Raw genomic sequence first — 26010 nt, 5'->3', positions numbered from 1 at the left:
TCAGGCGGCTGGGGTCGGGCTGGGGCGGATGAATTCCAGGTAGCGGTATTGGTATTCGCCCTGGGCGTAGTGGTGCTGGTAGCGCTGGTTGGCAGTCTGCAGATGATCGAGCATGGCGTCGTCGATGGGCAGGGTGGCCAGGAGTTGCGGGCGCAATTGGGCGACGGTGCGTTGCAGGTAGCTGACGGTGTGGGCGGCAGCGCTGGAGTGATCGTGGTTCTTGATCAGGCTGTAGCCGTGCGCGGCTGCGGTGTCGAGGAAGGTGGTCAGGGCGTGCAGGCCGGCGATGGTGGCATCGCGGGCGAATTCATCGAGCACCAGTACCCGGCCCTGGGGAGCGAGCAGGCGATCTACCTGTTGCCATAGCTCGGCGGTGGGGATGTACTGGCTGGATTCCTGGAACAGGATGAGGTCGTATTGTTCGTCGGTCTGGTATTGCTCGAAGGTGGAGTGTACGACCTGGGTGCCGGGGCAGCGCTCGGCTGCGATGCGTACCTGGGCGGGGTCGGGCGTGAGTCCGGTGACCTGGTAGCCTGCCTGGGCCAGCTTGCCCAGGGTGGTGCTAAGGCCGATGCCGACTTCGAGCAGCTTGAGGGGGGCGGGGGGGAGCTGCTGGAACAGCCAGGTGGTGGAGCGAGCCTGGGCGGCGGTGACGGGTTCGTCGGCGGATTCGAACAGGCCGTAGTGCAGTGAGTCGATATGGCCGGTCTGCAGTTGCAGGAGTTCGGCATAGACATTCAGCGGAAACGGAAACTGGCGGGCTTCTAGGGTCAGTGTGGCGAGGGTTTGCATAGGGGATGGCGGCGCCTGGGCCGGTTCAGTGTAGGGGATGCGGCCAAGCCCTGGCGGGTGTCCCGGTGGGCCTGGCGGCGGCGATATAGGGGCGGTTCATCGGGCGCTTTCGCCAACCTGCCAGCTGTGGGGCAGGGTGACGACGCCGATTTCCAGGCCTTTTTGATAGACCCGGAGGCTGACGGCGGCTTCTACCGTATCGTAGGGTTGGATGGCGTTCTCATCAAGCAGCCAGACATCGACCAGATAGTGGCCTTTGAGCAGGGGCAGGGTGGGGTAGGTGAGCTGTACCTCGCCCTGGCCTTGGGAGTTGAGCCTGAGGTTGATGTTGTCGTTGTGGGTGCCGCTGGAGCAGACGATGCGGCGGTCCTCTGTGTGTATGCCGATGGCGACGGAGGGGGCTGGCAGGCCGGGGGCGCATTCGAAGCGGATGCGCAGGGTGAGGTCGGTGACGCCAGTGGTGGCTTCGATCTCGGTAACGGCTTCGCCGTCATGGGCGATGGCCTTGACGTCTAGGATGCGGCAGGGCGTGTCGGTATTGTCGCGGACGGAAGCGGTGGGTTCCGTGGCCTGGGTGGGCTGGAACGGGGTGTCGTTCTGTTCGGCGGCCTCCTGGCTGCGCAGGAAGCCGGTATAGGCGGTGACGACGCTGGCGGGATCGCCGGCGGCCATGACCTTGCCTTTCTCCAGCCAGACCACTTTGTTGCAGAGGGCTTCGACCTGATACATGGAGTGGGAGCAGAACAGGATGGTGGTGCCGGCCGCCTTGAGCTGCATGATGCGCTCGAAGGATTTGCGGGCGAACATGCCGTCGCCGACCGACAGGGCTTCGTCGATGATCAGTATCTGCGGATCGACATGGATGGCGACCGAGAAGGCGAGCCGGACATACATGCCGCTGGAGTAGGTCTTGACCGGGCGGTCGATGAAATCGCCTATGCCGGAGAAGGCGACGATTTCGTCGAAGCGGGCCAGGGTTTCTTCTTGCGACAGACCGAGGATGGCGGCGTTGAGCAGGACGTTTTCGCGGCCGCTGAAGTCGGGGTTGAAGCCGGCACCCAGCTCCAGCAGGGCGGCGACTCGGCCACGCACCACGCAGCTACCGGTGGAAGGGGTGACGGTGCCGGATACCAGTTGCAGCAGGGTGGATTTGCCGGCGCCATTGCGTCCGACCAGGCCGATGACGTCGCCTTGGGCGATGTCGAGCGTGATGTTGTCGAGCGCGACAAAGGGTGGGGCGCTGCGGTAGAAACGGCCCAGCAGCAGCTTGCGCAGGCGGTCTGCCGGGTTGGCGTGGAGGTCGTAGTGCTTGCTGACCTGGCTGAGTGTGATGGCGGGGGCTTGCATGGGATGGGCCATGTCAGCGTCTCATCCAGCCGGTGATGGACCAGCGCGGTTGTTGTGCGGGCAGGACTTCGTGCCAGTAACGCTCGGACAGGAACAGGACCAGCCGGCCTGCCTGTGGGGCGATGTCGGTGTAGTGGTCGGCCTGGTCGGGGTCGTGCCATAGCCTGAGCTGGCCGCCATCGTGGGCCTGCCAGCCGCTGTTGAGGTAGCAGACCACGGATACCACGCGGGCATCGTCGTCGCGGAAGCGGTCGAGATGGCGTTTGTAGAAGCTGCCTACGGGGTAGTGGGCGTAGTGGAACTCACCTTCGCGTATGCCCAGGAATAGTTCGCGGTTGAGCCCGCTTTGCAAGGCGTTGATGCGCTGCCAGTAGGCGTGTTCGGGGTCGGAAGGCTGTAGGGGGTCGAGCCAGCGGACGTCGTCGCCACGGATTTCATCGCGCTGAGAGCGGGCGTCGGCGCGGCCTACGGCGGCGCGGTGGAATTCGCCCTGCTGTTGGCGGCGCAGGCCTTCGGCCCGCAAGGCGGTGGCTTGATCCTGGCTGAGGAAGTCGTCGCAGACTACCCAGCCGGTATGGGCCAGCGCGTCGATCAGCGCGGGCAGTTGTGCTTCAAAATCAGTCATGCGTTGAAATTGCGTATCCAGATGGGGGCGAGCGTGGCGTGGCTGAGGGTGCTTTGCAGCGCTGCGGTGAGTTTGGGGCATTCCTGCTGGAACCAGTCGCGACCGGGGCGCCAGTGGCTCATGGTAGTGGCCAGGAGATCCAGTGCGGTCAGCTCGTGGGTGAACAGGTAGGGGGTATCGTCCAGTTGGCGTTCTAGCGTGCGCCAGTAATCTTCCAGGCGAGCGCGGGCGAAGGCTTTGAGGGAGCCTTGTTCGGCTTCACCAGCGATCCAGCGTTCGGGGAAATCGCCGATGCCGATGGCGGCATAGGCGTTGGCGGTGAGGTAGACCAGCCAGCGCAACACGGTGGCCCTGGTTGTGGCATCGGTGGGCAGCAGGTGGCTGGCGGGATATTGCTCTGCCAGCCAGATCAGGATGGCGACGCTTTCGGTGAGGACGGTGCCGTCCTGGGTGAGCAGGGTGGGGACCTGGGCCAGTGGGTTGAGTCGGCGCAGTTCGTCGACGGCGGGGCCGCCGCTCCATGGTTCGGCCTCGATGTACTGGTAGGGGGCGCCGACCAGGGTGAGGGCGGCTTCAATGGCGGCGGAGCCGCAGCCTTTGCAACCATAGAGGGTGTACATGCTCAATCCTTCTCGAAGCGGACCAGGGCCAGGCTGCCCAGCAGGTTGGGCAGGAAGGTGATGCGGCGGCCCTGGTGCATGACGATCTGGCTGGTGATGCGGGCGCCGTGCGATACCAGCAGGGCGTCGAAATCATTCAGCGTGCAGAGGTGGATATTGGGGGTGTTGTACCACTGGTAGGGTATGGTCTCGGACACCGGCATGCGGCCCAGGGCCAGCTGCCAGCGGTTTTCCCAGTAGCCGAAGTTGGGGAAGGTGACGATGCCGGTGCGGCCTACCCGCAGCATTTCGTCGATGATGGCCTCGACATGGCGCATGGACTGGATAGTCAGCGATAGCACGACATAGTCAAAGCTGCTGGCTTCGAAACCGGCGAGGCCGGACTCAAGATCGCGCTGGATGACGTTGACGCCACGGCCGACGGCGCCAATGACGCTGTCCATGTCGATTTCTATGCCGTAGCCGCTGACCTGCTTGTGGTCGCGCAGGTGGGCCAGCAGTTCGCCATCGCCGCAGCCGAGATCGAGTACGCGGCTTTCGGGGGCGATCCAGCCGGCGATGCGGGCCAGGTCGGGACGTAGTTCGCTCATGCGCCCACCTCTTCGGCGACGCGTTTGAGGTAGGCATCCATCAGGCGCATATAGGGTTCATCTGTCATCAGGAAGGCATCGTGGCCGTGGACCGATTCGATTTCGGCGTAGACCACGGGTTTCTTGGCGTCCAGCAGGGCTTTGACCGTCTCTTTGGAGCGTTCTGGCGAGAAGCGCCAGTCGGTGGTGAAGGCGACGATCAGGTATTTGGCAGGTGAGGCGGCCAGGGCGGCGGGCAGGCTGCCGCCGTAGTGGCGGGCCGGGTCGAAGTAATCGAGCGCCTTGGTCATCAGCAGGTAGGAGTTGGCGTCGAATACGTCGGCAAAGCGGTCGCCCTGGTAGCGCAGGTAGCTTTCGATCTCGAATTCGGTGCCGTAGCCGAACTGGTAGCCTTCAGCCAGCAGTTGGCGGCCGAATTTGCCGCCCAGGCCCTCGTCGGACAGATAAGTAATGTGCCCCAGCATGCGGGCGAGCTTGAGGCCGCGCTTGGGCCAGACACCATGCTGGTAGTAGTCGCCGCCGTGGAATTCGGGATCGGTGAGGATGGCGTTGCGGGCGACATCGTTGAAGGCGATGTTCTGGGCGGTGAGCTTGGGGGCGGAGGCGATGCTGAGGCAGTGCCTTACCCGGTGGGGGAAGGTGACCGTCCAGCGCAGTGCCTGCATGCCGCCCAGGCTGCCGCCGATGACGGCGGCCCAGCGCTCGATGCCGAGGCGATCGGCCAGGCGGGCCTGGGCGTGTACCCAGTCGTTGACCACCACCACCGGGAAACCGGAGCCCCAGGGCTGGCCGGTGGCGGGGTTGATGCTGCTGGGGCCGGTGGAGCCGTGGCAGCCGCCCAGGTTGTTGACGCCGACCACGAAGAAGCGGTTGGTATCGATGGGCTTGCCGGGGCCTATCATGGTGTCCCACCAGCCGGGGTATTTGTCGTCGGGCTGGTAGCGGCCCGCAACGTGATGGCTGCCGGACAGCGCGTGGCAGATCAGGATGGCGTTGGAGCGCTCGGCGTTCAGCGTGCCATAGGTTTCGTACATCAGCTGATAGCGGGGAATGACGGCGCCGCCCTGGAGTACGAGCGGTTCATCGAATTCGGCGCATTGTGCGCTGACGATGCCTACGGAGTGGGGGTCTGGAGTCATTGCCGGAGCGGGGCTGGAATGGATGGGAGAGTGTAATGGATGCGGCAGGTGTGGCCTAGGGTGCGCGCGCTGGGTGACTATGCCCGGCCGGGTGTGGATCAGGGGGCATCGCTGCGCTGCTGCCGGTACAGGTTGGCATAGACGCCGTTTTGCAGCAGCAGTTCATCGTGGCTGCCGACTTCGGCAATGCGGCCGCCCTGCATGGCGACAATGCGGTCGGCTTTTTCTATGGTGCTGAGGCGGTGGGCGATGACCAGGGTGGTGCGGCCTTGCATGAGGACGTCGAGGGCCGCCTGTACCTGGCGTTCGGATTCAGTATCGAGTGCGCTGGTGGCTTCGTCCAGTATCAGGATGGGGGCGTTCTTGTAGAGCGCGCGCGCGATGGCAAGGCGTTGGCGCTGGCCGCCGGAAAGGCGGGTACCGTTCTCGCCTATCTGGGTGTCGTAGCCCTTGGGCATGGCGCTGATGAAGTCGTGGGCGTAGGCGGCACGGGCGGCGGCCTCGATGCGGGGCTGGTCGAGCTGTTCTGCGCCGTAGGCGATATTGGCGGCGATGCTGTCGTTGAACAGGATGACATCCTGGCTGACCAGGGCGATCTGCCGGCGCAGGCTGGCCAGGGTGTAGTCGCGCAGGTCGTGTCCGTCCAGCAGGACGGCACCTTCGATGGGGTCGTAGAAGCGGGGCAGCAGGGTGGCGATGGTGGTCTTGCCGCCGCCTGAGCCGCCCACCAGGGCGATCACTTCGCCGGGGGCGATGTCGAGGTCAACGCCATCAAGTGCCCAGGCGGCTTCGTCGCTGTAGCGGAAGCGTACCTGCTGGAAGCGGATGGCGCCCTGGGTTTGGGTCAGCTCCTGCTTGCCGGTATCGGGCTCGATGGGCTGGTCTATCAGGCCGAACGCAGTCTGGGCGGCGGCGAGGCCGCGCTGCAGCTGTTCGTTCATTTTGGTGAGGTTCTTGATGGGCTGTTGCAATTGCAGCATCCACACCATGAAGGCGATGAAGTCGCCGGCGCTGAGGACATGCGCCTGGCTGCGCAGGCTGGCGAAATAGATGATGGTGGCCAGCACGATGGCGACGATGAGCATCACCACGCCGGAGTTGAGGGCTGAGCTGCTGTCCAGCTTGACCATGGCTTGGCGCACTTGCTTGGCGGCTTGGTCGAAGCGGGCTTCTTCGTAGCGCTGGCCGCCGAAGACCTTGACGATACGCTGGCCACCCAGGGCTTCGTCGAGTATGCGGGTCAGCTCGCCCATGGTGCTTTGGTTGAGCAGGCTGAGACGGCGCAGGCGGCGCCCCATGACGGTGACGCAGATGGCGATGGCGGGGATGACGGCAAAGCAGAACAGGGTGAGTTGCCAGTCTATCAGCAGTAACGAGCCCAGCAGGAAGACCACGGTGAGGCTGTCCTTGAACAGGACGGTGAGTACCTGGGTATTGGCCTGGGTGATGATGCTGACGTCGTAGGTGACGCGTGACAGCAGCACGCCGGCCGATTCGCGGTCGAAGGCGGCGACGGGCAGCCGCATCAGCCGGTTGAACATGAGTTTGCGTACATCGTGCTGCACCCGCGAGGCCAGCCAGGAGGCGGCGTAGGCGTTGACGTAGGTGGCGATGAAGCGGATGAGACCGACGATGACCAGGGCGACCGGCACGCCCCACAGTGGCCAGGCGGCGGTGAGGTTGTCTGGCAGCAGCTTGCCCAGGGCGGGCATGGCGCCGCCCTGCTGGCCGAAGTTGTGGTCGATCAGCGGCTGCAGCAGCCAGCCGAAGCTGGCTTCGGTGGCGGCGACCAGGGCCAGCGACACCATGGAGGCGAGCAGGGGCCATTTGTAGGCCAGGGTATGGCGCAGTATGCGCAGGTAGAGTTGGCGGCTGCTGGGCGGCACGGGGAGATCGCTGAAGGGGGAAGGCAGCATTGTAACGCAGGGGACGGTGCCGCCGGCCATGCAGGTGGGGTCAGAACATGCCGCGGCGGTAGCCTGACAGGATGCGCTGCCAGAACTGGGCGCGGCGCTCCGGGTCTTCGACCGGCTGCAGCCAGACCAGTTTGTCTTCTTCGGTGCTGTCGGCAGAGGGCTCGATGGTATTGGAGAGGCCGTGCCGCAGGGTGAGCTGGCGGCTGACATCACGGTTGAGGGTGTAGTTGATCCAGGCGCTGGCCAGCGGATTGTCGCGGCCGCCCATCAGCACGGCCCAGCAATCCAGCCAGGCCAGTGCGCCTTCACTGGGGATGATGTAGCCGACATCCTGGCCGCTGGCGCGCAGGGCCTTGATCTGCTGGCCGCCGTAGTTGCCGAAGGCCAGGGCGACGGGCTTGGTGCGGAACAGTTTCACGACGTCCTCGGGTGAGCTGTATAGCAGTGGGCGGTTGGCGCGCAGGGCGATCAGTTGCTTGACGGTCTTATTGAAGTTGGCGTCGGACAGCTGGAAGGGATTGCTGATGCCGGCCAGCAGGGCGGCCATGCTGAAGTTGTGACTGCTGCCCTCATAGAGCAGGATGCGGCCGCGATAGCGGGGCTCCCATAGCGCTGCCATGGAGGTGGGGGTGGTCTTGACCAGCTTGCGGTTGTAGATCAGGCCCATCTCGGCGTAGGTGTAGGGTACGGCATAGAGCTTGCCATCGCGCTGCAGGGCGGGCAGCGTGGCGGGATCGCGGAAACGCTTGAGCTGGTGGCGGGTGTTGGGGATGCCGTCGGGCTTGATGGGGACGACCAGACCGCGATTGACCAGACGCTGAAGTTCGGCAAGGTTGACGGCCAGTACGTCGAAGGATTCACCGCCCTGGGCGCTGGCGCGATCCCAGAGGTCGTCGTCGGTGGTGACGAAGGTGACTTCGACCCGGGCATCGTGTTGCCGCTCGAAGGCTTGCACCAGATCGGGGTCGGCGTAGCCGGGCCAGGCCAGCACCCGCAGGGTGCCGCCAGCGTGGGCTGTGAGGCTGGCCAGTAGGAGACACAGGCAGAGGCGTAGTGCGTTAGGGAGCATGGCTCGTTGAGGGCTGAGGTGTTCTAGCAGCTTGGCAACTGCAAGCCCGCTTGTCCAGTAAGCTTGTACGGATTGTTGTTGGCGGGGCTGGGACACTACACAAAGTGTGCTGAGGGGCTATAGTGGGAGTAGCCCGGTGTAGGGCGTGATGCTGGGCGGGATGTGATCAATTACCCAGCAATATACTGAAAAATTGCTTAAAATTAATACCTTGCTGGATATTCTGGGAGCAGGAGCCATGCAACTTTCATTGGTTGATGCCGTACTTTCCAATCGTCTGAGCCAAGCTGGCTTGCAGGCTTTACCCACGGCTGGTGCCGGTGGCACAGCCAGTTCGGGTGATGTCTATGCGCCGGATCCCAGCAAGCTGGTGGAATTATCGGGCTATGGTCAGTTGCTGTCGGCCGCCTCCCGCTTCAACGATACCTTGGCGGCCGGTGCCGGCAGCTTCAGCGGTACCCGCGATGCCAACAGCACCAGCAGCAGTGTGGCGACGGCCAGCTATGATGCCTCTGCCGCCGCTGCAGCATATAGCCTGAATGTGACTGAACTGGCCAAGGGCCGTAGCGTGGCGAGCGCTTACTTTGCGTCATCGTCCGAGGGCGTGGTCAGCGTGGGCAGCTTTACCATCCAGACCGGTACGGTGGATGGGGTGGGCGCGTTTACGGCAGATAGCAGCGAGGCCAAGACGGTGACGGTGACCGATGGTTCGCTGACTGGCCTGGCGGCCGCCATCAATCAGAGTGGTGCGGGGGTGACCGCTGCGGTAGAGAATGATGCCTATGGCTATCGCCTGAAAATTACCGGGAACCAGATTGGCGCGGGCAATAGCTTTCAGCTGCAGACCAATACCTCGGACCCTTTTGTCAATTACACCGCCAATTTCAACATACTGAATTTTGCCCAGACCCAGGCGGCAACCAATTCCAGCTATACGGTCAACGGCGGGAGTGTGCAGAGCGGCACGACCAATAATGTGCAGGTGGACACCGGGATCAATGCCACCTTGAAGGCGGTGGGAACGACTACCCTGGCTACTGTGGATGCCACCACCCTGGCGCAGAATCTGACCAGTGCCTACAACGCCCTGCAAGGCAGCATCAAGCAGGCTACCGGTACGGGTGGGGCGGTGAATACCAATGCCGGTACGGCCAACCAGCTGGCGACCGATTTGCGCAGCCAGGCCACGGCTACCTATGTCAATGCGCCATCCAGCCTGACCAGCCTGAGCCAGCTGGGGTTCAGCCTGAGCAATGGCGATGCCACCAGCCCCCTGACGCTGAATACCACGACGCTGCAGGCTGCGCTCAATAGCGATACCAGCGGGACGCTGTCCTTGCTGGCGCAAGCGGTTTCGGCCTTGAAGGGGACCAGTGCGGGTTATACCGATGCGGCCAATACCAATCCGGCCAATGGTTTGCTGGCGCAGCAGCTTAGCCTGCTGGACAGCATCAAGACGGGTATCACCACGGCGAATCCTGGCTTGAGCGGCTTGTCATCCAATGTGGTGGATAACCTGGTGCGGCGCGAAATTGGGGCGGGTGCAGCTGCGCTGGGACTATCGGGTATTTCGATCTATGCGTGATTTACGCCGCCTCATACAGCCCGGCTTGTCTGCGCCGGGCTTTTTTGTGCGCGTCGTGGCCAGCCTGATGCTGGCGGCGCTGGCGTTGACCACCAAGGCGGAAGAGCCACCGACCTTACGGGTGGCTGGGGCGGTTTGGTGCCCCTACAACTGCATGATCGACAACAACCCCGAGCGGCGCGGTTTTATGTTCGATATGTTGTTCGCCATTGCGGCCAAGCAGGGTTTTGCGGTGGAGTATGTGGAGCAACCCTGGCGGCGGGCCATCATCACCACCCGCGCCGGCCAGCAGGCCGCGCTGGCGGGGACGCTGAAGACGGATACGCCGGATTTTGTTTTTGGCAAACAGGCTTTTGGCCATAGCCGTAGCTGCTTTGTCACGCGCAGCTTGTCGAACTGGCAGTACCGGGGTGAGCGCAGCCTCAAGCGCCTGCGGCTGGCGGTAAACAAGGACCAGACCTTTGGCGACCCGGTGGACAAGGCGGTCAACGACCCGCTGAACCGGCTGTATATCTTTTTTGGTACGGGCAGCGATTACTTTCCGCGCCAGATGGAGGCGGTGGCCCGTGGTCAGGTGGAGGCCACGCTGGAAGATGAGTATGTGATTCGGGACTGGCTCAAGCAGTCGGGTCGGCAGCAGGAGTTTCGGCTGGCTGGCTGCCTGGATAGTGGTGAGGTGTATATCTCAGTGCCGCCAGGCAACCCCCAGGCCAAGCAGTTGGTAGCCATGTTTGACAGCGGGGTACAGGCCCTGCGGCAATCGGGTGAACTGGCGCGCATACTGGCCAAGTATGGCCTGGAGGATTGGCGACGTTGAGCGCCTGTTATGAATTCAGGCCATTGCGTGCTGATGATGGGCTGAGCGGGCGTCAGGGCAACCCTGGCGTTAAGGCTAGGTGCAGCCTGAACACGTAGGCGCTCCCTTGATGGCTTCCACCTTCTCCCTGCCCTTGCCGGTGATCTTCGTTAACTTGAATAGCCGTCTGCTGGCAATGATTCTAATGAATAGCTGGCCATAAGGGTATCGCTACAGGGCCGGGTTGGCGGTGGTTTGTGTGCGTGCCGGCCAAGCCTGGGCTAGCAGGGCGGGGAGCCAGGTGCCGGATGGACCTTGCAGTATGTGTTGGGCCAGATCCTGGTGGGCGGTGGCCTCGGTATTGATGAGGGCGATGGTGGCGCCCTTGCGCTGCGCCAGTTGGGGCAGGCTGGCGGCGGGCATGACCAGGCCGGAAGTGCCGATGATCAGGAACAGGTCGCAATCTGCTGCGGCTTGCTCGGCCGCGCGGTAGATGGCGGTAGGCAACTGCTCACCAAACCAGACGACATTGGGGCGCAAGCTGCCGCCGCAGTGCAGGCAGCGTGGTGGAGTGTCGTCGTCGGGGCTGGACAGACCCGGCCTGTGGCAGGCAAAGCAGATGCTCTCACGCAGATTGCCATGCAGGGCCAGTACACGAGTGCTGCCGGACTGCTGGTGCAGATCATCGACGTTCTGGGTGATCACCGTCACCTGCGGGACAAGCTGTTCCAGCGCGGCGATGGCGTGGTGGCCGGCATTGGGCTGGGCCTGTGCCAGCAACTGCCGGCGCCATTGGTACCAGCGCCAGACCAGCAGCTTGTCGCGCCGGTAGGCTTCGGCGGTAGCCAGATCCTCGGCCCGGAACTGGCTCCAGAGCCCGGTCTGGGCATCGCGGAACGTGGGTACGCCGCTTTCTGCCGATATGCCGGCGCCGCTGAAAACCACCACATGCCGGGCCTGCCGCAAGGCTTGTAGCAAGGTCTCCGGGAGAGTGTGAGTAGCGCTGGTCATGGCTCTTAATTGAAATGGCTGAGGCTGTTGCCGCTGGCACTGCGTTGCAGTTGGTAGATGTCGCCAAAGGCGGTTTCGGCAATGACCACAGGCTGGGTGATGCCTGCCAGCTTGATCAGCTCGGGTACCGTGTTGCTATGGCCGACGATGACGACATTCTTGCCGCAGTAATCCTGCGCCAGTCGCTGTAATAGCTGGGCGGGTTGATCGGGGTTGTAGAGGATGACATCAAGCTGCCTGGCTTGGGCCAAGGGTGTGGCCGTGGCGCGGGTGCGCTGGTAATCGGTGCTGAAGACGGCGGCGATGGCCTGTTGGCTGAATTTCTCTACCAGCGCCTGGGCACGCGCTTCGCCCTGAGGCGACAAGGCCGGGTCGCTGCCGCCCTGGGCGGATTTTTCGGCGTGGCGCATCAGGTAGAGCTTACCGCTATCGCATGCCTGGGCGGCTAGCGAGAGGCTGCACAGCAAGGGTAGGGCATAGAACCAGGTAGAACGCATGGGGGAGCCGGTACTTGAGACGGGAAAGCGCCATGGTGCTATGGAAGGGACCGGCTTGACCAGTGTGTTGCAACTGCATGATGCGGCAGCGCCCTTGGGCTGCACCGCAAAGCCGGGTTACCGGCTGGCGCAGGGCGCGCGAGTTTGGACGCTGCATGGGCCGCTGCAGCCAGGACAGATCCCGGCCGGAATAGCGGCCGGGACGGGTGAGTGGTCGCTACCAGAGTTCCTTGGCCACGCTGGCCTTGTCGCGCAGGTCTTCTATCTTCCTGCGGACATCGCGCCGGCGCACCATTTCCTTGAGGTAGCCCTCGGCGCTGACCAAAGGCAGGGTCATCATGGCGGCGAGGGAGTCGTTGGCGGGAGCCTTGGGACTGGCGGGTTTTTTCGGCATGGTGTTGTGCATCCATTCGATAAGTTGGCGCGCTGTCACCGCACTGCTTTTCTAACACGTTCTGCTAGGGGCTACCAGCCTGCCGGGCTGGCAATATGGGCAATCAAGCTGGCGTGGGAGAGGCGCGGGCTGGTGTTGTGGACGGGCGGCGTGCTGGCTGGCCGACGGCATGGGTGGTGACTGCCTTGCCTGGCATGGCCTCTGGCGTTTTGCGAGGGGTGCGAGGCGGGATTTGGGTGGCAGGTGGGCGTGGTATAGAACGGGTACCGGCCGGTGCAGGGATTGCCCAAAAGTTGCGGCGGGCTAGCCACAGTGGGGGGAGCGGCTGAAATGACCGATTGTCGGAAACTATGCCGTTGTCACTTCCGTTATCCCTCAAATGGGGGATAATGAAGCCTTCCTCCTCCTCTGGCCGCCGAAGTTTGGCGGCCGTTTTTTTTGCCTTGCGGGGGAGTGGGCTAAGGGACACTACGGTAGCTGCCGTCGCTGAGGCATTTTGCGCCAGTGCTGCTGCAAATGGCAGCCGCGCAGCTTGGCAGTATTCCCCTTTTGCCTAGTAGCTATTCCATCTGGGTGGGGTGGCGAGGGGATGACTGCCTGGCTCGCCCAGCAGGCCTCGGCGCCTGTTATGAAGCCAAATCATCAATGATCGGAAGTGCCTGAATAGGCGCAGGGGAGACCCCTGCAGCCTTAAGTAGTAGGCTTTCCCTGATGGCATCCACCTCTACCCTGTCCTCGTCGCTGCGTTGGAAGCCCATATTGCCTGGAGCGTGGCGGTGGTATCACTAATGCCTGTCCTCATTAGAATGGGCAGCAATATTCTATGATTCAAGGACATAACGGCCCCTTGGAAGGCGGGTGCTTTGTTGCCTGGTCGCCAGGGCGTTCGTTGATCTGACGCTTGCGCGATTTCTGATCTGGGTGGGATCTGGGCGGCGATAGATCGATTTCTGCCTATAGTGGCATACGAAGCAACACCGATTTTTTGGGGGGGGGCGATAAGCCTTCTTCCGTCACCAGCAGGTGTTGCTGGAAAAATTTCGCCTTGAGGGCAGGGTAAACCGCAGCATACATGCCAAGCGGATAATGGCATGCTAATGGGATAAGCGGCTTGCGCGGACATTGTCTTGCGGCCGTTTTTTTATTTGGATTGTTAGACGGAATAGCCATGATGACTCGAAGCCTTATCTCTTATCTTGTAATTGCGACCCTGTCGCTGACGGCCCAGGCTGACCTGGTGGATGACATCCGCGCCCGTGGCCAGTTGGTGGTGGGTACCAATGCCGATGCACCGCCATTCGGTTTTCAGAATCGCGACAAGACCATCTCTGGTTACGACGTGGATATGGCTGCCCTGGTCGCCAAGAAGCTGGGAGTGAAGTTTGTGGTACAGAACCTCGACCCGGCACAGCGGATAGAGCTGCTGCGCGGCAAGAAGGTGGACCTGATCGCCGCCATGCTGACCAAGACGGTGGAGCGGGAGCGGCAGGTGGATTTCTCTTATGGCTATTTTGTCACCGGCCAGAAGGTGCTGGCACGCAAGGGCCGTTTCGCCGACCTGAAGGCACTGGAGACGGGCAGCATAGGCGTGGCGCGGGGGACGACCTCGGAAGCGCAGTTCAAGCAGCTGTTCCCCAAGGCTACCTTGGTCTCCATGGATGACACCAATGCTGCGGTGGGGTTTTTGCAGGGCGGCAAGATTGATGGCGTAACGGCCGATGAGCCGGCCTTGGGGGGCTTGCTGGCCAAGTTGCCGAATCGCCAGCAGTACGAGATATCGGTGTTCTCGCTCTCCACCGAGGCCTATGGCATGGCGGTGCGTAAAGGCGAGCCGCGCATGATCAAGCTGGTGAACGAGGCCTTGATCGAGGCCGAGCAAAGCGGCGAGGCCGCCCGTATCTTCCAGCGCTGGTTCGGGCCGGAGACTTCGGTGCCGTTGGCGCGCTTCTTCAAGATAGGCGGCGCTTGAGCGAGAGCTTGGCCCGATGTGCAGAGCCCGGCGTAGTTGCGCCGGGCTTTTTGCTTTTCGCGCTGCCAAGCAAACCCAGTTGGCGCAGTTGCAGGAGTTTGCCCTAGCCATGGGCTGTCTGCGGTGCGTGTCTGCTCTCGCAGGGTGCCAGCCGCTGCACTTCGCTGCATGGAGTACAAACCCCCTGGCACCCTTATGGCATCCAGGTGGTGGGCAGATATGGCAATGCTATTGAAGGCTGTATCTAGCCAGGATGGCCTGCCAGGCAGGGTCTGCTTTGCTTGCTACCAAGACCTCATCAAGCGCAGCGACCAGTTCCTCTTCATGCCTGGCGGCCAGGATATGGCGGCTGAAGCTGATGTGGGGGCGGGTGGAAACATACAAGCGGTTCTGTAGCCCATGCTTGTTGATCAAGTAGCGGTAGATGGTCTGAGGGGCGATGGTGACATCGCAGCGCCCTGCGGCGACTTTGTTCAGGTTGGCCAGTTCCGAGGCGACGTCCTCGCGGTGTATGTCCTTGCCGAACCGGTCGTCCAAGTCCACATACCGATGGCCCAATACCCCGGCGAACAATTTGCCCTTCAGTGAGTCCGGGCCGGTGTATTCGATCTTTCGAGCGGGGTGGGACAGTACGGCGTTCGCATCTTCCATCAAGGGGATGGACCATCTATAGCGCGACATGTTGATGTCGTTTACAAAGCGCGGGCTCATGAATAGCACGATGCCCTTGAAGTCTGGCTGATGGATGATGGTCGTATTCAGCCTTTCGCGCGGCATGGACTGCAGCACAAAGAGGTAACGGCCTTTCAGCTTGCTATTCAGATAGGCGACCACGTCGGCGGCCATCCCGCCCTTGTCCAAGACGAAAGGTTGTGACAAGTAGGTGTTGTAGGCATTCACCACTTCTGCGGCCATGGTGGGCATGGCCAGTATCAGCAACAGGCAATGACGTAACGTAACCATGCTGCCTCCTCGCAACCTCAGGATTTGTGGCTATATCGTTGATGGCCACATACGCCATGGATGATTTATCCGCACGCATGAAGTATAGCTACTTGGCGCTACTGCGGCGGTATGTGACGGCGCCTGTTCGACACGCTGGCGGGGAGGGGGCTGCGATAGGTTAGCTGCTCACCTCCGGACTGGCGGTTGCGTGGATTCCTGTTGCCTTGTGGTGGCAGGGTGATGGCAGGCCATGTGGCGCAACTCGCTTGGCTTATTGGGCTGTGACCTTGGGTGCCACCTCGCCGGGCAAGGGTTGACCAGGCTGCCAGTTGGCGAGCTGCTGGGCTGCGGCCAGTTCTGTGGCGCTGAGGCGAGGTGTTAACCGAGCCGTGTGACCATCTTTCGGTGGTGGGTCTTGGGGGGCGCGGATCTTTTCCTCTATGCGGTAGTAGGCCCACGCCAGGACCAGATCGGGCTGCCCTAGCAGGCCTTGTTCATATAGGTTGCCGAGGCTTAGAAAGGCGAGGGCTTGATACTGCCTGGCCGATTTCAGATAGAGCGCTCGTGCCTTGGCGGGGTCTTGTGCGACGCCCAGGCCTTTTTCGTAGAGGTCTCCCAGGTTGTTTTGCGCCCGCGGATAGCCTTGGTCTGCGGCTTTTTGGTACCACTGAGCGGCTAGTGCATAGTCGGGCGTGTGCTCTTTGCATAAGTGATAGTGCTCAGCCAATTTGAATTGATCTGCTGGTAGGCCTTGCTCTGCCACCTTCTTGAACCAGACCATGGCCTTCGTCATGTCTTTGCTGAGGCCTTTGCCATCATGATAGGCGTGGGCCATGCGTCGCATGGCCAGGTTGTATCCCTGGTCCGCAGCGCGCTGGTAGTAGGTGTTGGCCAGGGCTTGGTTGGGTTTCACGCCATGGCCTTGCTCCAACATATCGGCAAGGCTGAATTGGGCCACGCTTTCGCCTTTTTCGGCTTGCTGCTCCAGCAACTGGATGGCGGCTATCACTTCTTGCTTGCTGCCTATGCCGTAGAGGAGGCGCACGCGGACGATGGCGGAATGTGCACCGACAACGTTGTTCTTGGCTGCGGTCTCATACCACTTCAATGCTTCGACCTGATTGGGTTTGATGCCCAGGCCCATTTCAAGTGAGCGGGCGAGGTCGAACTGTGCATCGCCATAGCCTAACTCGGCTGAGGCGCGATAGAGCTGGAGCGCCTTGGCTAAATCGGTGTCGACGTTGAGGCCATGAAAGTAGTGGTAGCCCAGTAGGTACTTGCCACCCGGGTCGCCGCCGCTGCTGGCGCGTTGGCTCCATTGCAGGGCAAGCCGACTATCTTTAGGCAGGCCTTGCCCCTCGCGGTAACGATAGCCTAGGGCGGCCTGTGCTGCTGCGAGCCCTTGCTCTGCGGCTTGCCGATACCAATGCAGCGCCTGTTCCTGGTTTTGTGCAATACCGTCGCCGTAACTGTGGCGATACGCCAGGTTGTACTGTGCATGAGGATCGCCGAGCTGTGCAGCACGCTGCAGCCACTCGATTGCCTTGACCTCATCCTGAGCGATGCCTGCTCCGGATTCGTAGGCGAATGCCAATCGATTCTGCGCCTCGGCGACATTTTGGGCGGCCGCCATCTGGTACCAGCGGACGGCTTCGGTTTGATCCTTGGGGACGCCAATACCGTAGTGGTGCAGGGCGCCTAGTGCCAGTTGGGCCCTTGCCAGGCCGGCCCCGGCCTCTTTGCGCAGTATGGGTAGGGCTTGGTCGTAATGTTTGTCTTTAAGTGCAGACGTGGCGGCCTGGAATGCTGTGCTGGTAGCTGTGAGGCGATCAAGCTCGACCTTGGCCTGCTGATAAATAGCTGAGCTGCGTATGCCTTCTACGCCTATGCGCAGCAGGGCGGCTCTGGCCTGTTCGGTTTGGTTGGCGGCCAGGTGGTGCTGGCCGATATAGTAATACGATTCGGTCAGTGCTATTGCACGTGCGTCAGCGGGTAGCTTGCTGGCGAGCTTGAGCAGGTCGTCGGGCGTCAGTATGCCGACCTGCATGGCCAGGATGGGGCGGGGCCAGGGACCGTCGGGGATGCTGCTGGCCTGTTGCAGTGCCTCGGCTGGCAGGGGGTGATTGCTCCGCTGGTAAAGCGCAATGGTGTCGAGCAGGGCGTGGGCTTGCCATGCACCTTGCTTGGCTTCGGTCCGGCCCTGCCGATAGCGTGAGATGGTGGCAAGGGCCTGGGCAATATCGCCGGCATAGTAATAAGACCATGCCAGTTCGCGTGTGGCGATATTCTCGTCCGGCTGTGTGCCGCTGGCCAGGAAGAGATCACGACTCTCGGGGTGTGTGCCCAGGGCGAAGGCGAGGCGGGCCAGGCAGTGTTGGATATCAGGGCTCTGTTGGGCCTTGCGTAACTCATCTCGAAATGCGCGACCCACACTGGCGGCGCCGTCCAGATGGTAGTCGCTCAATTGCACGAACAGTATCAGATCGTCGCAGCGCTTTGCATAGCTGGCGGCATTGCCATCATCCTGCTTGATGGTCGCTAGGGTCTGGCCTAGCCGCACCAAGTTGCGCGCGAGATCCAGTTCGCGATAGCTGTCGTTGGCAAAGGGGCTGGGTTGGAAGTCATCGGTGGCCATGCCGAAGGCGCCGGTGCCGAATTCATCCAGCCGATCTGCCTGTGCTTGCAAGTCTGGCACGCTGTGCGCGGCCACAGTATCTGCCTTGCCTTGGTAATCGAGCAGGTAGCTCACCAGGTTGCCCTGCTGCAGGAACTCCTCGCGCACTTCAAAATAAGGATTGTTCGCCACCCGGATTGCCGGCTGGCCGTTGGTGCGTATGGTATCGGGCCACTGCAGGTTGAATCGATAGCGGGTGTGGTGGTTCGCCATCCTGATTGCCAGCGGGAAGTTGCGTACCAGCTTGGCAGGTATGACCAGGCTGTCCTTGATGATCTGGGTGTTGTACGCGACGTAGTAGCGACCATCCTTGTTGGTGGTTGGCTTGGGGATGGTGTAACGCGCCGTAATTTCAAAGCGATTCTGCGCAGGGTGATCCTGCAGCGTGGGTGTGGATTGCTGCTGGATGCCGGGATAGGTTTTCTCATACAGGGAGAGCAGGGATTTCTTGAGCTCGCCCGCCGACATGACCGGGAAGGTCGCGCGTGCCCAATCGGCATGGCCGCTGCGGTAGATCAGACGGGCTTCTAGGCTGGCATCGGCTTCGGGCTTGGTCAGAATCAGGGTGTCAATGTGCTCGTACAGCGGCCCGACTGGTGTTAGTTCGGGGAGGGTCGTAAGACCGGTGCTATCGCGGTCTACGATCAGTGCCATGGCGCCGGGTATGGCTGTGGGTATCAGATCTATCGGTGAGGCCTGGCCGGTGCGGGTTGGATCAACATAGTAATTGCGACCGGGCAGCTGAATTTCGACGATGGCGTGGTCAAACCATTGTGGTGACGGCAGCACCTTGCCCGGTAGCTTGGGGGCTTGGGCGGACAGCAGCACGGGGCGGGCGGCAATGCCGAGTTCGCCAAGCAGGGCGATGAGCAGTTGGCTTTTGTCCTTGCAGTCGCCATAGCGACGGCGCAGCACGATTTCAGGTGCCTGCGGGCGATGGGAATTCTGGCCTAGTGAAACGCTGAAGTAGCGTATTTCATTCTGCACCCAGCGTAGCGCTGCGGCGGCCCGCTCGGCGGGTGGGCTGGTTTTGTCGAATCGCTTGGCCAGGCTGACCAGAGCGGGGCTGGGGCGGGCCTTGGGAAAGAGTTGATGGGCCCAGAGGGCAACCTGCTGCCAGTTTTGATACTCGGTGAAGGCCAGCAGGCGGATGCCGAGATAGTCGGTTGGTGTATTGGGCTCATAGGCAACGGGCTCCAGATCTCTGCCCTCAAACCGCAGGCGCTTGTAGGTGCCGATCTGATCAATGTGCGGCGTGAGGCGGGCTTCGTGGAAATCACCCAGCTGCTGCCATTGGATGTTGCGCTGGATGGGATGCAGCACGGTGAGGCGGCGCAGCGCAATGGGCTGGTCGATATCCCATGAGTAGATGTCGGACCAGCGTGGACTGAAAACCGGGTTCTCACCCAGGGTGCTGTAGGTTAACCAGAGCGTGTCGCCCAGGCGGACGTCTTCGAGCAGCAGTTGCAAGGTGGCTTCGCCACCATAGATGTTGCTTTCGAGCTTTTCCTCGCGCTGCAGCAGGCGAACATTGACACTGTTGGTGCGATCCTGAAGCTGACCGTCGCGTAGCAGGGCGACCCGGTGCAGCTGCAATTTCTGGTAGGCGGGGTTGTAGCTAATGCCGTACTGGCCTATCTGCTTGAGGGCACTGCGGTCGTTGACCTGTACTGCGCGGTTCACGAGGACGCTGGTGACCGTATCGACATGAACCTGAGTTTCAGCCAGCCGGACCACGACAGGTTCGGTGCGCTGGGTATCGGGGATATCGGCCAATGGTTGCACCCAGGCGGGCATGGGAGAGGCAATGCTATAACTGGCGGCCGCAGGCTTTGCCGACCAGGCGGGCAGGCAGATTGAGAGGCTGAATAGGAAGGCGATGATAAGGAATCGTAATGTCATGATAGGTATGGTCAGGCGGTGCGCTGGCGGTAACGATATGGGGCGCTTGGTTCAATGATGCATTATCAAATGCAAAAAACCCGCTCTAGCGGGAGCGGGTGGGCATGAAGTACAAACACTACGAAGCGGCATAAGCCCGTTCGGTGTGGTTGGCCATGGCTGTTTAGTTGGTGCCCATGGGCAGATTCGAACTGCCGACCTCTCCCTTACCAAGGGAGTGCTCTACCCCTGAGCTACATGGGCTTCCATCTGGATGTGATCGGCACCGGGCGGTGCGTATCAGGCCTTGGAGGACAAACGGCCTTCAGTGTTGAAGGCCGTCTGGGGTGTTTGGTGGCCAGTCGCGGAATCGAACCACGGACACGCGGATTTTCAATCCGCTGCTCTACCAACTGAGCTAACTGGCCTGCGTTGAGAGGCCGCATTAAACAGGAAAGCCGGCAGGGCGTCAAGCGTCTGTGTGCAAAGTTTTTATGTGGCGAGGCTCAGGGTTGCTTCGTTTGGCCCGGCTTGGCGGGTTTTTTGTCTTTTGCTTCAGTGGCTTGAGGTTGGCTTGTGCCGCTGCGGCGGGACAGCAGCTGCAGCAGTTGATTGAGTTCTTGCGGGGGGCGTTGATAGACCTCGCGCAGGTTGCCGCCGGCGGGGTCCAGCGTCTGGCCTACCTTCAACACCATGTCACGGGCCTGGGGCGGGGGCATGCTGACCACCAGGGTGCTGGCGCTAAGGTTGCGGTTGGCGATGCTGGCGCCAGCAATATCGCGGCCCTGGTAGCGGGTGCCGTTGATCCAGAGGACGGGGGGCTGGTTGTTCTGCTGGACGATGCCGTCCAGCCTGACGGTGCGGGAGGCGTCGGCGCTGTCTTGTATGCCGACCCGTATGCGGTCCAGCTCCATGCGCTCGGCGGGGCTGAAGAACAGGCGGCCCAGACCATCCCCCGGGGTGGCGGCCTGGGCGGGCGGCAGGCAGGTGCAGAGGGCTAGGAGGGTGGCGGGCAGCTTCATTGCGGGATGGCCTCTGCGGGTGGCGTGTCCAGGGTGATGATGTCGCCCTCGCAGATCATGGTCAGCAGGAAGGGGCGGGCGGAGCCGGTGCCATCGCTGCGCTTGAGCGCGCATTGACGGACGATGGCGGCGCCTTGCACGGTGCGCAACCTGTCCAGCATGCGCAGGGCGTCGACTTCGTGCAGCAGCTTGGTGTCCAGGGTGAGCTTGCTGGCGTAGAACTGCAGGTTTTCCAGCGTGGTGGCATCGGGTGGGTCTTCCAGCGGCCGCCGTGGTGCGATCTCCAGGCTCAGGTCGGCCGGGTTGCCGGCGCGGCTCAGGGCGGTGTAGTACTCCACCCAGGGCAGGCGCTGCTCCGGGCCGATGACGGCGCGTTGCTGCAGGCTGGTGTAGGCGGCCCGGTAGGTGGCGATGTCCTGGCTGTCTGCCACTGCGGCGGCGGCGCGGGTTTCGGCCTCAATGGCTACGGCATCGCTTTGCATCTGTTGTTCTAGGGCGGCTTGCCGTAGCCACCAGGCGCCGCCTACCACCAGGCCGCAGAAGGCCAATGACAGGCCGGTGTAGATCAGGGGCAGGCGGATGCGGCGCAGGTCTCGGGTCTGCCAGCTCATGAGGTGGCCTCGGCAGGCGTGGGTGGGGTAAGCGGGATGACAAACTTGAGACTGAAGGGGGCACCCAGCACTTGCTCGGCGCTGTCGCCCCCCAGTTTGACGCTGGCTTCGGGGCGGATGTCGATGGGCAGGGTGATTTTCTCGACGACTACGTCGGGGCGCAGGACGAAGGCGGCGGCTATCTGGTCTACCAGGGCCAGGGCCTCGCGGTAGCGGTCTTCGTAGCCCAGCAGCCTGGCCTTGATGGCGACGATGACATAGCGCTTGCCTGGTGGTGGGGCGAGCGGCATGCCATTGACGTCAACGGCGTTGGGGTCGGCGGCGGGTACGGGTGCGGGCGTCTGGCCGGGCGTGGCGAAACCCTGGGGCAGTTCGGCCGGGTTGCTGCCGACCAGCCAGCCCATTTCGTCCAGCTCGGCCATGGGGAAGCGGGCCATGACGGTGGCGACATCACGCATGGCGCCTTCCAGGGCGGGCCATTGCTCTACCAGCGTGCGATAGGCATTGACGGCGTTTTTCATGCCGCTGGGGGTAAGCTCGCCCTCTTTGAGATTGGGCACATTGGCGGCGAACAGGCGCTCGGCAGCCTGGCGCCGCTGTTCGTTGACCTGGCTTTGCTGCTCCAGTGCGCTGGTCTGGCGGGTGATGACGGCGCCGGCGGCCAGCGTGCCCACCAGGATGGCGACGGACAGGTAGCGTAGGGCGCGGCCTATCTGCCAGGCGGTATGGGGCTTGCGCTGATCGGCAGTGGCGTACTGGTTGCCGGGGCGCTTGCTGGCGACGAAGCGTAGCCAGAAGGGTTCGGCTGTGGCCTGCTCGGGTGCGACGGTGATGCCCAGGGCATGGGCGACCTGATGCACTGGCATGAAGTGATAGTGCAGCAGCTCGGTATCGGGGCAGGCGGCGCGCAGGGCGGCTTGCTCGGTGGTGCTGCACAGCATGACTACCTGCAGGGCTTCGGTACGGTCTACGGCCCGCAGGCTGGCCAGGAACTGGCGGGCGCGGGCGGCTTCGGCGGCCAACTGGTTGGCCAGGGCTTCGTGGTCGTCGCCTTCCAGCACGGTAAGGCGGGAGAAACGCAGCCCGCCCTCGGCCAGGTAGCTTTGGCGCAGGCCGCTACCTGCCTGGCGGCTGACCACCAGGGCGCGCGGGGGAATGTGCGTTACCTTGCGCAGGTGGCGGGCGGTGAGGAGGGCGATGGAGTAGACGCCGACCAGTTGGGCGTCGCGCTTGACCAGGGGCTGCAGCCACATGTCCAGCGGCAGGCGGTTGGTCAGGGCGGCGAACAGTACCCTGTCGTCGCGCCGGCCGTCGGGCTCGCGGCCTTGCAGGGTGGCGCTGCGGTAGTGCGATTCCCGGTAGAGCTGATCCAGCCGGCGGCGCATGACCATGGCGCGATCCCGCGCGTTGACGTGGGGTACGGTCTCGATCCGGTAGTCTTCTTCCTGCAGGTCGAGCACCACATGCCACTGCGCCTTGGGTTGGCTGGCGACCAGCAATTCGAACTCGGCCACGCCGGCAGGATGGGCCTCGAAGCGCACGGCTTCGGCCAGGTGGGCGGCATCGCCTTGCCACAGCGTGAGGCCAGTATCGGTGACGAACAGGTAATAGCGCGTGATGGCCATCAGGTTTTGATCTTGGTCAGCAGGTCGTAAATGGGGCCGAGCACGGACAGCATGACCGAGCCCAGGATAAAGCCCAGCAGCACGGTCATGGCGGGTTCGATCAGGGCTTGCACCTTCTCTATCGATTCCTTGACGTCGCGGTTATAGAAGTAGCTGACGTTCTGCAGCGATTTATCCAGCGCGCCCGTGCTTTCGCCCACCCGCAGCATGCGTATGACCAGCGGCGGGAAGAGCCGCACCCGCTCGAAGCTGGCGGCCACGCCCTGGCCTTCACCTATCTGGGCGCGCACATCCTTGAGGCCTTGTTCGATGACCTTGTTGCCGACGACGCCTTCCAGGATCTTGAGGCTGTCGAGGATGGCGATGCCGGCGTCGTACATCAGGGCGAAATAGTTGGCGAAGCGGGCCAGCATGATTTTCTCCAGCACGGCGCCGATGAAGGGCAGCTTGAGCTTGAGCTTGTCGACCTTGAACTGGTAGCGCGGATCGCTGACCTTCCACAGGGCCCAGGCGGCTACCGTACCGACCATGGCCAGCACGATCACCCACCACTGGTGCACCATGAAGTCGGAGATGGCGATCAGCAGCCGGGTGTTCCAGGGCAGTTCCTGCTGCATGCTCTGGATGAACTTGACCAGCTGCGGCACTAGCCAGGTCATCAGGAAGATCACCACGCCACCGACCACGCTGCCGACAAACAGGGGGTACATCAGCAGTTTCTTGGTCTGGGCGGCCAGCTCGTCCTGCCACTTGATAGTGTCCACCAGGTTTTTCAGTACGTCGGGCAGCCTGCCGGTGGCTTCACCGGCCTGTATCAGGTTGACGAAGACGGGGGCGAAGACGGCTGGGTGGTTGGCCATGGCCTGCGACATCTGCAGGCCGCCCTCGATGTCTTCGATGACGTTGGCGATCACGTCGCGAAAGCGCGGGTGCTCCAGGGTGTCGCGCAGGTCGGTCAGGCCTTCCAGCAGGGGCACGCCGGCACGTGTCATCTGCTCCATATGGAAGCAGAAGGTGATCAGCTCCTTGCGCCCTACCTTTTTGCTGGTGAACAGGCTGGGGCGGTCGGACAGTGCCTGCTCCTGGATAAGGAACAGGCCCAGCTTGACCAGCCGGGCCTCGAGATCGACCACATTGCTGGCCTCCAGCTTGCCGCGGACGGTGAGCCCTTCCTGGTCGATGGCGCGGTACTTGAAAAGCACGGCGGGCCTCTCAGATACGGTCCGTGAGGTCGACTACGCGGGAGATCTCGTCCAGCGAGGTCACCCCCTCGGCCACCCGCCGGATGGCGTCATCCGCCAGCGGCCGGAAACCCTTGGCCAGCGCGGCCAGGCGCAGTTCACGGGCGGTGGCGCGACGGGCGATCATCTCGTCCAGTTCGGCGTCGAGCTTGAGGATTTCCAGCACGGAGATGCGGCCCTTGTAGCCCTGGTTGTTGCAATGCTCGCACCCCTGGGCGCGGTAGAGGGTAAGTGGGGCGCTGCTGTCCAGCCCCAGTATCATCCGCTCGAAGGGATCGGGCTCGTAGGGGGTGCGGCAGCGCAGGCAGAGCTTGCGTACCAGCCGCTGGGCCACGATGCCGATGATGTTGCCGGCCATGATGTCGGGCTGCACGCCGATATCCAGCAGCCGGGGAATGGCGCCGATGGCGGAGTTGCTGTGCAGGGTGGAATACACCTGGTGGCCGGTCATGGCGGCGCGCAGGCCCATCTCGGCGGTGTCCCGGTCGCGGATTTCGCCGACCAGGATGATGTCCGGATCCTGCCGCATCATGGAGCGGATGCCGGAGGCGAAGTCTATCTTGTCGGTCACGCTGGTCTGCCGGATCATGGGCAGCGGGTATTCCACCGGGTCTTCCAGGGTCATGATGTTGACCCCTTCCTCATTGATATGGCTGAGGATGGAATACAGCGTGGTGGTCTTGCCGGAGCCGGTGGGGCCGGTGACCAGGATGATGCCCTCGGGCCGGGCGATCATCAGCTTGAGCAGGTTGAGGTTGTCCTCGGGCAGGCCCAGCTGATCCAGCGGGACCAGGCCTTTTTGTTTGTCCAGTATGCGCAGCACCACGTTTTCGCCATAGACGGTGGGCTGGGCGGCGACCCGGAAATCCAGCTGGCGGCCGGAGATGGTCAGTGAGATGCGGCCGTCCTGCGGTGCGCGGGTCTCGGCGATGTTCATATGGCTCATGACTTTGAGCCGGACCACCATGGCGGGCCAGTAGGTCTTGTGCAGCGAGCGTATCTGCCGCAGCACGCCGTCGATACGGTAGCGGATGCGGACGAATTGCGGCTCAGGCTCGAAGTGGACGTCGGAGGCGCCCTGGTGGACAGCGTCGGCCAGCAGGGCGTCGATCAGCCGCACTACCGGCTGGCTGTATTCGGCGTCGGCGTTGGACAGGCTGGCGTAGTCGATCTGGCCGGTTTCGATTTCATGCAGGATGCCGTCTATGGACAGCTCGAAGCCGTAGTACTGATCGATGGCGCGAATGATGTCGGCTTCCGCCGCCAGCATGGCTTCGATCTCGTAGGCATTGCGCAGCAGTGCCCGTACCTGATCCTGCGCCACCAGGTTGTTGGGGTTGGCCATGGCCACGGTCAGCTTGCGCGTCTCGGGGTCCAGCGACATGGGCAGCATCAGGTTGCGCTTGGCCACATCCTTGGGTATCAGGCTGATGGCGCTGGCGGTCGGGATGATGGTGGCGAGGTCGACTGAATCCTGGCCCAGGTTCTCGGACAGGGCTTCGCGCAGGGTGGCGTCGGAGACGAAACCCAGCCTGACCAGTTCCTTGCCCAGTGGCGTGCCGGTCTTTTTCTGTTCGGTGAGGGCGATGCGCAACTGGTCGGGGCTGATCACGCCCTTGTGGACCAGCAGCTCCCCCAGCGGCAGTTTCTTGCGCATCTCG

At 62.6% G+C, this 26010-nt stretch carries 22 protein-coding genes and 2 tRNA genes; 3 read left to right on the top strand and 21 right to left on the bottom strand.

Annotated elements, in window-relative coordinates:
- From V7714_RS11955 to V7714_RS11920, 8 genes are all read right to left on the bottom strand, one after another.
- Window positions 1-792 (bottom strand): class I SAM-dependent methyltransferase, encoded by a 792-nt coding sequence (locus tag V7714_RS11955; protein ID WP_335709915.1) that lies wholly within the window; start codon window positions 790-792, stop codon window positions 1-3.
- 96 nt (window positions 793-888) lie between these two features.
- Window positions 889-2151, bottom strand: coding sequence for an ABC transporter ATP-binding protein (locus V7714_RS11950; protein ID WP_335709914.1), 1263 nt, complete (start codon window positions 2149-2151; stop codon window positions 889-891).
- 1 nt (window position 2152) lies between these two features.
- Entirely contained in the window at window positions 2153-2764 is a 612-nt protein-coding gene (locus tag V7714_RS11945; RefSeq protein WP_335709913.1) for a 2OG-Fe(II) oxygenase, read from the bottom strand.
- Window positions 2761-3384, bottom strand: coding sequence for a glutathione S-transferase family protein (locus V7714_RS11940; RefSeq protein ID WP_335709912.1), 624 nt, complete (start codon window positions 3382-3384; stop codon window positions 2761-2763). Before V7714_RS11940 ends, V7714_RS11945 begins: the two co-directional genes overlap by 4 nt.
- A 2-nt stretch (window positions 3385-3386) precedes the next feature.
- Complete coding sequence (gene metW / locus V7714_RS11935; RefSeq protein ID WP_284195063.1) at window positions 3387-3974, bottom strand: methionine biosynthesis protein MetW; 588 nt, start codon at window positions 3972-3974, stop codon at window positions 3387-3389.
- Window positions 3971-5113, bottom strand: a complete 1143-nt coding sequence (gene metX, locus V7714_RS11930; RefSeq protein WP_335709911.1) for a homoserine O-succinyltransferase MetX — start codon at window positions 5111-5113, stop codon at window positions 3971-3973. Before metX ends, metW begins: the two co-directional genes overlap by 4 nt.
- A gap of 98 nt (window positions 5114-5211) precedes the next feature.
- On the bottom strand, window positions 5212-7029 hold the full coding sequence (msbA, locus tag V7714_RS11925) for a lipid A export permease/ATP-binding protein MsbA (RefSeq protein ID WP_335709910.1): 1818 nt from the start codon (window positions 7027-7029) through the stop codon (window positions 5212-5214).
- 40 nt (window positions 7030-7069) lie between these two features.
- Window positions 7070-8098, bottom strand: a complete 1029-nt coding sequence (locus tag V7714_RS11920; protein WP_335709909.1) for an extracellular solute-binding protein — start codon at window positions 8096-8098, stop codon at window positions 7070-7072.
- A gap of 238 nt (window positions 8099-8336) precedes the next feature.
- Here V7714_RS11920 and V7714_RS11915 point away from each other — a divergent pair, with 238 nt between their 5' ends.
- Both V7714_RS11915 and V7714_RS11910 read left to right on the top strand, forming a co-directional pair.
- Complete coding sequence (locus V7714_RS11915) at window positions 8337-9683, top strand: flagellar cap protein FliD N-terminal domain-containing protein (RefSeq protein WP_335709908.1); 1347 nt, start codon at window positions 8337-8339, stop codon at window positions 9681-9683.
- Window positions 9676-10500: a substrate-binding periplasmic protein gene (locus tag V7714_RS11910; RefSeq protein ID WP_335709907.1), complete on the top strand. Its 825-nt coding sequence runs from the start codon at window positions 9676-9678 to the stop codon at window positions 10498-10500. The genes V7714_RS11915 and V7714_RS11910 overlap by 8 nt, the downstream gene beginning before the upstream one ends.
- Before the next feature lie 210 nt (window positions 10501-10710).
- On the opposite strand, the gene V7714_RS11905 is transcribed toward V7714_RS11910, so the two are convergent.
- The 4 genes from V7714_RS11905 to V7714_RS11890 all read right to left on the bottom strand — a co-directional run bounded on the left by V7714_RS11905 (window position 10711) and on the right by V7714_RS11890 (window position 13551).
- Entirely contained in the window at window positions 10711-11490 is a 780-nt protein-coding gene (locus V7714_RS11905; RefSeq protein WP_335709906.1) for an SIR2 family NAD-dependent protein deacylase, read from the bottom strand.
- A gap of 5 nt (window positions 11491-11495) precedes the next feature.
- On the bottom strand, window positions 11496-11987 hold the full coding sequence (locus tag V7714_RS11900; protein WP_335709905.1) for a phosphoglycerate mutase family protein: 492 nt from the start codon (window positions 11985-11987) through the stop codon (window positions 11496-11498).
- A 217-nt stretch (window positions 11988-12204) separates the two neighbouring features.
- Window positions 12205-12381: a hypothetical protein gene (locus V7714_RS11895; protein WP_284195055.1), complete on the bottom strand. Its 177-nt coding sequence runs from the start codon at window positions 12379-12381 to the stop codon at window positions 12205-12207.
- A gap of 954 nt (window positions 12382-13335) precedes the next feature.
- Complete coding sequence (locus V7714_RS11890) at window positions 13336-13551, bottom strand: hypothetical protein (protein ID WP_335709904.1); 216 nt, start codon at window positions 13549-13551, stop codon at window positions 13336-13338.
- Here V7714_RS11890 and V7714_RS11885 point away from each other — a divergent pair.
- Window positions 13550-14350: a transporter substrate-binding domain-containing protein gene (locus V7714_RS11885; protein ID WP_335709903.1), complete on the top strand. Its 801-nt coding sequence runs from the start codon at window positions 13550-13552 to the stop codon at window positions 14348-14350. The two genes, V7714_RS11890 and V7714_RS11885, sit on opposite strands and share 2 nt — an antisense overlap.
- Before the next feature lie 228 nt (window positions 14351-14578).
- Here V7714_RS11885 and V7714_RS11880 read toward each other — a convergent pair whose 3' ends face one another.
- The 9 genes from V7714_RS11880 to V7714_RS11840 all read right to left on the bottom strand — a co-directional run bounded on the left by V7714_RS11880 (window position 14579) and on the right by V7714_RS11840 (window position 26006).
- Window positions 14579-15313: a substrate-binding periplasmic protein gene (locus V7714_RS11880; protein WP_335709902.1), complete on the bottom strand. Its 735-nt coding sequence runs from the start codon at window positions 15311-15313 to the stop codon at window positions 14579-14581.
- Between the two features lie 253 nt (window positions 15314-15566).
- Window positions 15567-19871 (bottom strand): DUF3857 domain-containing protein, encoded by a 4305-nt coding sequence (locus V7714_RS11875; RefSeq protein WP_335709901.1) that lies wholly within the window; start codon window positions 19869-19871, stop codon window positions 15567-15569.
- A gap of 168 nt (window positions 19872-20039) precedes the next feature.
- A tRNA-Thr gene (locus V7714_RS11870) sits at window positions 20040-20114 on the bottom strand.
- 88 nt (window positions 20115-20202) lie between these two features.
- Window positions 20203-20278 (bottom strand) — tRNA-Phe (locus V7714_RS11865).
- A 78-nt stretch (window positions 20279-20356) separates the two neighbouring features.
- Window positions 20357-20872, bottom strand: coding sequence for a hypothetical protein (locus tag V7714_RS11860; RefSeq protein WP_335709900.1), 516 nt, complete (start codon window positions 20870-20872; stop codon window positions 20357-20359).
- Window positions 20869-21483 (bottom strand): hypothetical protein, encoded by a 615-nt coding sequence (locus V7714_RS11855; RefSeq protein ID WP_335709899.1) that lies wholly within the window; start codon window positions 21481-21483, stop codon window positions 20869-20871. The genes V7714_RS11860 and V7714_RS11855 overlap by 4 nt, the downstream gene beginning before the upstream one ends.
- Window positions 21480-23108, bottom strand: coding sequence for a hypothetical protein (locus V7714_RS11850; protein WP_335709898.1), 1629 nt, complete (start codon window positions 23106-23108; stop codon window positions 21480-21482). Before V7714_RS11850 ends, V7714_RS11855 begins: the two co-directional genes overlap by 4 nt.
- Complete coding sequence (locus V7714_RS11845) at window positions 23108-24310, bottom strand: type II secretion system F family protein (RefSeq protein ID WP_335709897.1); 1203 nt, start codon at window positions 24308-24310, stop codon at window positions 23108-23110. The genes V7714_RS11850 and V7714_RS11845 overlap by 1 nt, the downstream gene beginning before the upstream one ends.
- A 10-nt stretch (window positions 24311-24320) precedes the next feature.
- Window positions 24321-26006 (bottom strand): GspE/PulE family protein, encoded by a 1686-nt coding sequence (locus V7714_RS11840; protein WP_335709896.1) that lies wholly within the window; start codon window positions 26004-26006, stop codon window positions 24321-24323.
- Window positions 26007-26010: the final 4 nt, after the last annotated feature.

Origin of the sequence: Chitinimonas sp. JJ19, from assembly GCF_036961565.1 — a bacterium.
Taxonomy (GTDB): Bacteria; Pseudomonadota; Gammaproteobacteria; order Burkholderiales; family Chitinimonadaceae; genus Chitinimonas.
The sequence above is the reverse complement of the archived record's forward strand: the minus strand, read 5'-3'. Positions and strand labels throughout refer to the sequence as shown.